This is a genomic window from Moorena sp., from assembly GCF_982860115.1.
On sequence record NZ_CEYLVT010000149.1, the window covers coordinates 12,307 to 18,292 of the forward strand.

Below are 5,986 nucleotides of genomic sequence, written 5' to 3' on the forward strand. Positions count from 1 at the left end.
CCAAGGTTAGTTGGTTGTTCGCCCTTGGCGTTCCCGTAGGGTAGGTTAGTTGCTTGTCAAGTTGAAAGTTGCCTCTAGCATGCATGCCTTTTGCCTCTTCCGTATTCCCGATTCCCGATTCCGGATTCTAAATTCTAAATTCCCGATTCCCTCTTGATTAATCATTCGTCAAGGAAAAATTGACACAACTATTCAATATAGTGCTCTCTTTGTATATGCTTTAATTAGACATATGAATTTCTAGCATTTTGATTGTTTCACATCTCAACTGAAAATGCTAGGGTAGATCAAATACTTTAGAAAAGTTAGCAATCAAAAAGACGACCGGATCAATCCGGTCATTTGTTATGATCCCTCTACTTAACGTCGAGGACTTTCAACTGCAGGTTTTGTTGGTAAGCGCGGATTTCTCGATCCACAGTTGCTAGTGTCAAACCTTTCTCCAAAGCCTGGCTGATCAGCATCCTATCAAAGGGATCGCGATGGAGCAGGGGCAATTTTGATAACTGAGTAACACTACCTTCATCAAGGTCGAGACTAGCAATTTGGTGAAGTTGACGCTGGTTTGGCAAAAACTTATCTGGTGGCTCTGGCAATGGTAGCTTACCCAGTTGATACTTGACTATTGCCTCCCAAACTGAAACAACACTCAAGTAGACTTCGTTATCTGGGTCGCGGATGATGTCTCGAACATCTGTCGATAGCATAGTGTCGCCACTGATGAACCATAGAAAAATATGCGTATCTAACAGAATTTTCACTAGTTCTCAAACCCGTCTAGAATGTCATCTGGCAACGGGGCATCAAAATCATCTGGCACTTTGAACTGGCCTATACAGAGTCCATATGGACGTAACTGCTTTTGAGGAGTAGTTTCAGACTGCTGCTGTCCATACTTGCCCAACAGAAAATCAATGAAGTCTAATACCTGCTGCTGGAATACAGGTGGTAGTGCTTGCCATTTTACAAACAGCTCTTCCCTAGTTGCAGTAGGAGCATCCATGATTTATTACCTTAAACTATAGTCCACTTTATTGTAGCTGGGAGTAGGGAGTAGGGAATAGGGAGTAGGGAATAGGGAACGCTGAGCTGAGTCCCCATCTTCCAACACTTTCGACAGTTGAGAAAACCGTTGCACTGAGCGCACAGTTGAAAAAAAACCGTTGCATTGACCGCACACTTCCGACACCTGGGACACTCCCCTTGCTTGGAAGTCCCTTTTTCTATCAATAGGTATCAGAAAACCGTTGCGCCGCACAGTTTTGAAACCGTTGCACTGGGCTTACAGTTCTGATACTTCACCCTGCTCCGAACGCGCCCCGCGTGGCCTACGGCCTCAGCTCCCTGCTGCCTAATCAAAAAACCGTTGCACTGAGCACATTGTTGATAAAACCGTTGCACTGACCCCACACTTCCGACACTATTCCCTATTCCCTACTCCCTTCTAATTGCTATACTCAAAGGGTTGGCTCTGACAGGAACCGTGATCATGTACCAAATTCACGTGAAAGAAGCTGAGGCTAAACTCGCGGAACTACTTGAAGCAGCAGCAACAGGAGAAGAGGTTGTCATCCTCGGTAGTGATGGGAAATCCTTTAGAATTGTGCCAACAATTGCAGTACAAGCAACCCCTAAGTTTGGAAGCGCTAAGGGGTTAGTGAAAATGTCAGATGATTTTGACGAACAGTTATAATATTTTTCGTAACAGTATATCTATTGATTTTTGATTATAAAAAATAAATGTAGCAATGCCTGCTAAGGATATATTTCACGATGTGGTTAAAAAAGCCCAAGTCCCATGACAATTGGGTAATTACTCACGACCCCTTAACGTTAGATTTACGCGATCGCCAATTGCATATCGACTTAGGTGCCCGAAAGGTAAGCGGTCAGCAGTCAGCAGTCAGCAGTCAGCTTTTGAATACAAGAGGTTAAGTCACAGCATCGTTCGCACAGCGTGGCCAAAGGCCAAAGCCTTTGCCACAAAGCTAATGAGCTTTTTCAATGAATTTCAATTCTATACAATCTCAAACTATTTAATTCTACCGTTTTCCCATTGCGCATAGGCGCATGCTAGGGTAGTTTTCTTTTAGCTGACGGCTGACAGCTGACAGCTGATAGCTGATAAGAGTATCAAGTTAAGCTGTTAGTCTTCGATCCTAACCAGGAGGTAATTGTGCAATGGATAAATTAAATCAGTATCGTGAAGCGATTAAAAAAATATTGACTGATTACAGCAAAATAAAACCTTCGTTTGGGGATATAGACCGCTATACTTCCTTTGATCTAGAAAACGACCACTATCAAATTATTAGTGTGGGTTGGGAAGAGCATCGCCGCGTCTATGGCTGCTTGATTCACATTGATATTATCAATGATAAAATCTGGATTCAATATGATGGGACGGAATATGGTGTGGCTAATGAGCTGACTGATGTGGGAATTCCTAAGTTTGACATTGTGTTAGCTTTTCATACTCCGTTTATGCGTCAGTATAGTGATTTTGCGGTGGGTTGATTTTTGGGGAATCGGGAATCGGGAATCGGGAATCGGGAATCGGAAATAGGCAAAAGGCAAGAGGCAAGAGGCAAGAGGGAACGCTGAACTGACTCCCCATCTCCCTATCTCCCCATCTCCCCAGCTCCCCATCTCCCCATCTCCCTATGTCATAATAAATATAGACAACAATGGGGAAATAAATATAGACAACAATGGGGAAGTCATGAACATGAGCGAGGTTGTGTTTTTGGTTGAGGAAGATCCGGAAGGGGGTTATACGGCCAGAGCTTTAGGAGAGTCTATTTTTACCCAAGCAGACACGTTAGATGAGCTGAAAACGATGGTTCGAGATGCTGTTAAATGTCATTTTGAAGGTAGTGGTAACGATGTAGTGGTTTCCCTACGATCTGGTCAAGGTAACAGGATCTAAAATCACGAATTGTTTACCACTACTGCATTTCTCAATATCTCACTCCCCATCTCCCCATCTCCCGATTCCCGATTCCCGATTCCCGACTCCCGATTCTAAATTCTTCATTCTTCATTCTAAATTCTAAATTCTTCATTCTTCATTCTTCATTCTTCATTCTGATCATGCTCGCAAATAATATTTAAGACTCGCTCCAGTATGACCAGTGATAATCCAGACCACCGAGCGCCCGACATCCCGTGCCACTCGCAGCCAAGATTCATCAGGATTCTGGGAGGGAATGGCGACAGGGGTGAAGGCAATACCGTTACTGCCGAAAACAAAGAAGGCGATCGCAATTGACCGACGCATGTGAAAGTCTGAGGTGATTAGATAGACATGGTGGATGTCATGGGTTTGGAAATCTTGAACCAGGGTGGTAAAGTTGGTGACCGTATCGATAGCACGCTGATCAAGATGTACTCGCTGATCAGGAATACCTGCTTCCTTAAAGACCTTTTGGGCAAGTGAGGTAGCCACTCCAGAAGAGACCCAAATATCAAGGTTAGGATGTTGCTGAGCAAACTGAGCTGTAAATGTTTCCCGTTCGATAGTTCCACCGAGGGTCAGAATCAACTGAGGAGTCGGGGATTGGAGATGGGCCAGCCCTAAGCGAATGGGAATAAATGTAAGAGCAATACATAAAATGGTAAGGGTAAATACCATCCGCATTTTGCGTAGGGTTTTGCGAGGGTAGCTAAAGCCAGGTTTATTGGTGAAAGGTCGGCGTGACGATAAGTTTCCTTTCATAGATCAATATAAGGATTTTCCCGTAGGGTTATTATTTTGTAGGCAGCAGGGAGTAGGAAGTAGGGAGCAGAAGAGTCTTGGGGATCCAGTCCGGTCTTGAGGGTTCCCCCCAATCTCCCAATCTCCCCATCTCCCCATCTCCCCATCTCCCCATCTCCCCATTTCCCCATCTCCCCATCTCCTCATCTCCCCATCTCCCCACACTCCTGATTCCCGATCCCCTGTTCCCTGTTCCCTGTTCCCTGTTCCCTAAAACCCAGAACTTTGTACCTCAACCATTTGAGAACTGCTATATATTAAGTTAATAAAACCATTAACACAAGCAAAAGCCCCTACACTCCAACCCTTCCAAGGATTGATAATATTAATAATTCCGGCGGCAGGAAAATGTCCTTTTGGTGCAGTAATATCGAACGTTAAACTTGAGTAGAAACACCAGTTATCGTTAACACGCCAACCTAAGCGATCGCAATAGTCACACCAGACGTGATAGTTGGCATTTTGACTACCTTCAATGGTTTCCCAAATCTGCTTTTGTACTGAGAATCCAAACCTACCTTGGCTGTGTTGGTGCCAAATTTTGTCTATTAATTGTAGAGTGTGAGGGTTTAATTTATTGATAGCTGCTATAGTCAACCAACCTTCTTTTTGGCGTCCACTAATTTCAAGGAGTAATTTTGAGGTGGCTTTGTCTGCTTCTCGCCAATTTTGTGCGGAGAGGAAGGTCGCTAACTGCTCGTAAGTTACAAATTGTTCTATCTCGATATGGCTTGCAGTTTTTTGCTTGGAGATAATATCAGTCGTTGTCTGCTGGGGAGAAGGCTTGACAATGTGACTGTTGCTGTGTTGAGTGGTGGGATTGGCAACTGCTACGGTGGAATAGTCTGTGGTTGATATCTCAGCCTGGTTCTGACCAAGGTGATTTACTAATGATGGCTGATGAGACGATTGCTTAAAGTTGCTTGTTGAGTAACATTGATTGATATAAATACGTTGCAGGGCATCAATCCCGTCGGTGTCTGTAGCCACAACAGCTAAAACTTGAATCCACAGATTTTTAGCGGTTTCTAGTTCACCTTTAGTTTCTGCTTGTAATGCCGAGTTTTTGAGAGTGTTAATATCTTGCTTGGTGGCATGTTTACCAATCAGAATCCGATTCGCTTGAGGTGATATCAAAGCTGGGGTTTGGTCTGCTTGATGATATTGTTGGACAAGGTGATATACTCGATGGTGCAAATAGTTGTCTAATTTGGCGACAGTTGAGCATTGTCCTCTATCTCCTAATCCTTCCGTAAGAGCATAGGCAAATACACCGTATTTTAAAAAGGGAATATCATAGGACAATTGACTATACGACTGGGCGAAAAATGTGGTAATATTATGATTAGTTAATTTGGCGTAATTAAGATATTCTAGAGGAGAGTCAGTTTTTCTTTCTTGATAGAAAATATCTAACAATAAAATGGTATTACCAGCACCACACTTGTTCAGGTAGTTGGTAATTTCAGCAATCGAAATGGCAGTATTGTCGATATCAGTAAGTTGGCCATCTACAGGCATTAAATAATTAGAGCCGTTATGGTTAATTCCATGTCCACGAAAAAAGAACCAGAAATTGTCAGTTGGTTCCAGAAATGGCTCCATAGACAAATGGGCTATAAAATTTAAAAGATTTGCCCGTGTGGGAATTATCCCTTGTTTAGTTGTATCGGTAAATACAAATACTCGCTCAAACCCTAAGTCTTCCCTAAATAGCTTTTGTACTAACCACGCATCATTGCTGGCATAGTCTAATGGTTGTAGGAATTGGTATTGATTAATACCAATAGCGATCGCATAATTTTTGCTCATAAATAAATTAGGCTCAAGATAGCGATTTTTACTTGGGTGAGGTAAAGCTTCCTAGGTTCTAGGGAACAGCGGATCTGGAAACAGGAAAATTTACTTGTATTCGACCACTTATCATAGCCTAGCTGCTTGACATTACTATGTTGATATCGTAAATTAATTGACGCTATTATAAAACTTTGAATAGATAATAAGAAGCGGTTTTGAATTCGGTCAGGTAAAAATTCTTGGGTTTTAGGGAACAGGGAACAGGGAACAGGGAACAGGCAAGAGGCAAGAGGCAAGAGGCAAGAGGTAAGCCCTTGGTTGGTGCGTTACGGGCAGCAACCTAACACTGGCTACGAGGTTAAACATCAGGGCAAGCCCGCCCCTAACGCACCCTACTGGCGTGGCACAGCTAAAATAGTGCAATAGCTTTTT

12 protein-coding genes are annotated in these 5,986 nt (G+C 43.1%); 4 read left to right on the forward strand and 8 right to left on the reverse strand.

The features are described from left to right. Window positions 1–356: 356 nt before the first annotated feature. From AC4II3_RS22095 to AC4II3_RS22105, 3 genes are read right to left on the reverse strand one after another with little or no spacing between them, the layout of a single operon-like run. Window positions 357–761: a type II toxin-antitoxin system VapC family toxin gene (locus AC4II3_RS22095; RefSeq protein WP_488007470.1), complete on the reverse strand. Its 405-nt coding sequence runs from the start codon at window positions 759–761 to the stop codon at window positions 357–359. Next, a complete protein-coding gene (vapB, locus tag AC4II3_RS22100; RefSeq protein WP_488007472.1) occupies window positions 761–1,003 on the reverse strand; it encodes a type II toxin-antitoxin system VapB family antitoxin in 243 nt (80 codons plus the stop codon). Before vapB ends, AC4II3_RS22095 begins: the two co-directional genes overlap by 1 nt. 6 nt (window positions 1,004–1,009) lie before the next feature. Next, complete coding sequence (locus tag AC4II3_RS22105; RefSeq protein ID WP_488007473.1) at window positions 1,010–1,258, reverse strand: hypothetical protein; 249 nt, start codon at window positions 1,256–1,258, stop codon at window positions 1,010–1,012. A gap of 231 nt (window positions 1,259–1,489) precedes the next feature. On the opposite strand from AC4II3_RS22105, the gene AC4II3_RS22110 reads away from it, so the two are divergent. The 3 genes from AC4II3_RS22110 to AC4II3_RS22120 all read left to right on the forward strand — a co-directional run bounded on the left by AC4II3_RS22110 (window position 1,490) and on the right by AC4II3_RS22120 (window position 2,517). After that, on the forward strand, window positions 1,490–1,693 hold the full coding sequence (locus tag AC4II3_RS22110) for a type II toxin-antitoxin system Phd/YefM family antitoxin (protein WP_488007475.1): 204 nt from the start codon (window positions 1,490–1,492) through the stop codon (window positions 1,691–1,693). Window positions 1,694–1,773: 80 nt separating this feature from the next. Beyond that, window positions 1,774–1,935 (forward strand): element excision factor XisH family protein, encoded by a 162-nt coding sequence (locus AC4II3_RS22115; protein WP_488007477.1) that lies wholly within the window; start codon window positions 1,774–1,776, stop codon window positions 1,933–1,935. Window positions 1,936–2,181: 246 nt separating this feature from the next. Further along, window positions 2,182–2,517, forward strand: coding sequence for an element excision factor XisI family protein (locus AC4II3_RS22120; RefSeq protein WP_488007479.1), 336 nt, complete (start codon window positions 2,182–2,184; stop codon window positions 2,515–2,517). Here AC4II3_RS22120 and AC4II3_RS22125 read toward each other — a convergent pair. Further along, a complete protein-coding gene (locus tag AC4II3_RS22125) occupies window positions 2,483–2,617 on the reverse strand; it encodes a hypothetical protein (RefSeq protein WP_488007480.1) in 135 nt (44 codons plus the stop codon). The genes AC4II3_RS22120 and AC4II3_RS22125 overlap by 35 nt on opposite strands. Window positions 2,618–2,728: 111 nt before the next feature. On the opposite strand from AC4II3_RS22125, the gene AC4II3_RS22130 reads away from it, so the two are divergent. Continuing rightward, the gene (locus AC4II3_RS22130; protein ID WP_488007526.1) at window positions 2,729–2,929 is read left to right on the forward strand and encodes a type II toxin-antitoxin system HicB family antitoxin; all 201 of its coding nucleotides are present in this window, start codon (window positions 2,729–2,731) and stop codon (window positions 2,927–2,929) included. 162 nt (window positions 2,930–3,091) lie between these two features. Here AC4II3_RS22130 and AC4II3_RS22135 read toward each other — a convergent pair whose 3' ends face one another. From AC4II3_RS22135 to AC4II3_RS22150, 4 genes are all read right to left on the reverse strand, one after another. Continuing rightward, window positions 3,092–3,718, reverse strand: a complete 627-nt coding sequence (locus AC4II3_RS22135; protein ID WP_488007482.1) for a YdcF family protein — start codon at window positions 3,716–3,718, stop codon at window positions 3,092–3,094. Next, a complete protein-coding gene (locus AC4II3_RS22140; RefSeq protein ID WP_488007484.1) occupies window positions 3,715–3,888 on the reverse strand; it encodes a hypothetical protein in 174 nt (57 codons plus the stop codon). The genes AC4II3_RS22135 and AC4II3_RS22140 overlap by 4 nt, the downstream gene beginning before the upstream one ends. Window positions 3,889–3,967: 79 nt before the next feature. Further along, the gene (locus tag AC4II3_RS22145) at window positions 3,968–5,569 is read right to left on the reverse strand and encodes a GUN4 domain-containing protein (protein ID WP_488007486.1); all 1,602 of its coding nucleotides are present in this window, start codon (window positions 5,567–5,569) and stop codon (window positions 3,968–3,970) included. 231 nt (window positions 5,570–5,800) lie between these two features. Continuing rightward, a partial coding sequence (locus AC4II3_RS22150; protein WP_490722886.1) for a hypothetical protein occupies window positions 5,801–5,986 on the reverse strand: 186 nt, incomplete at its 5' end.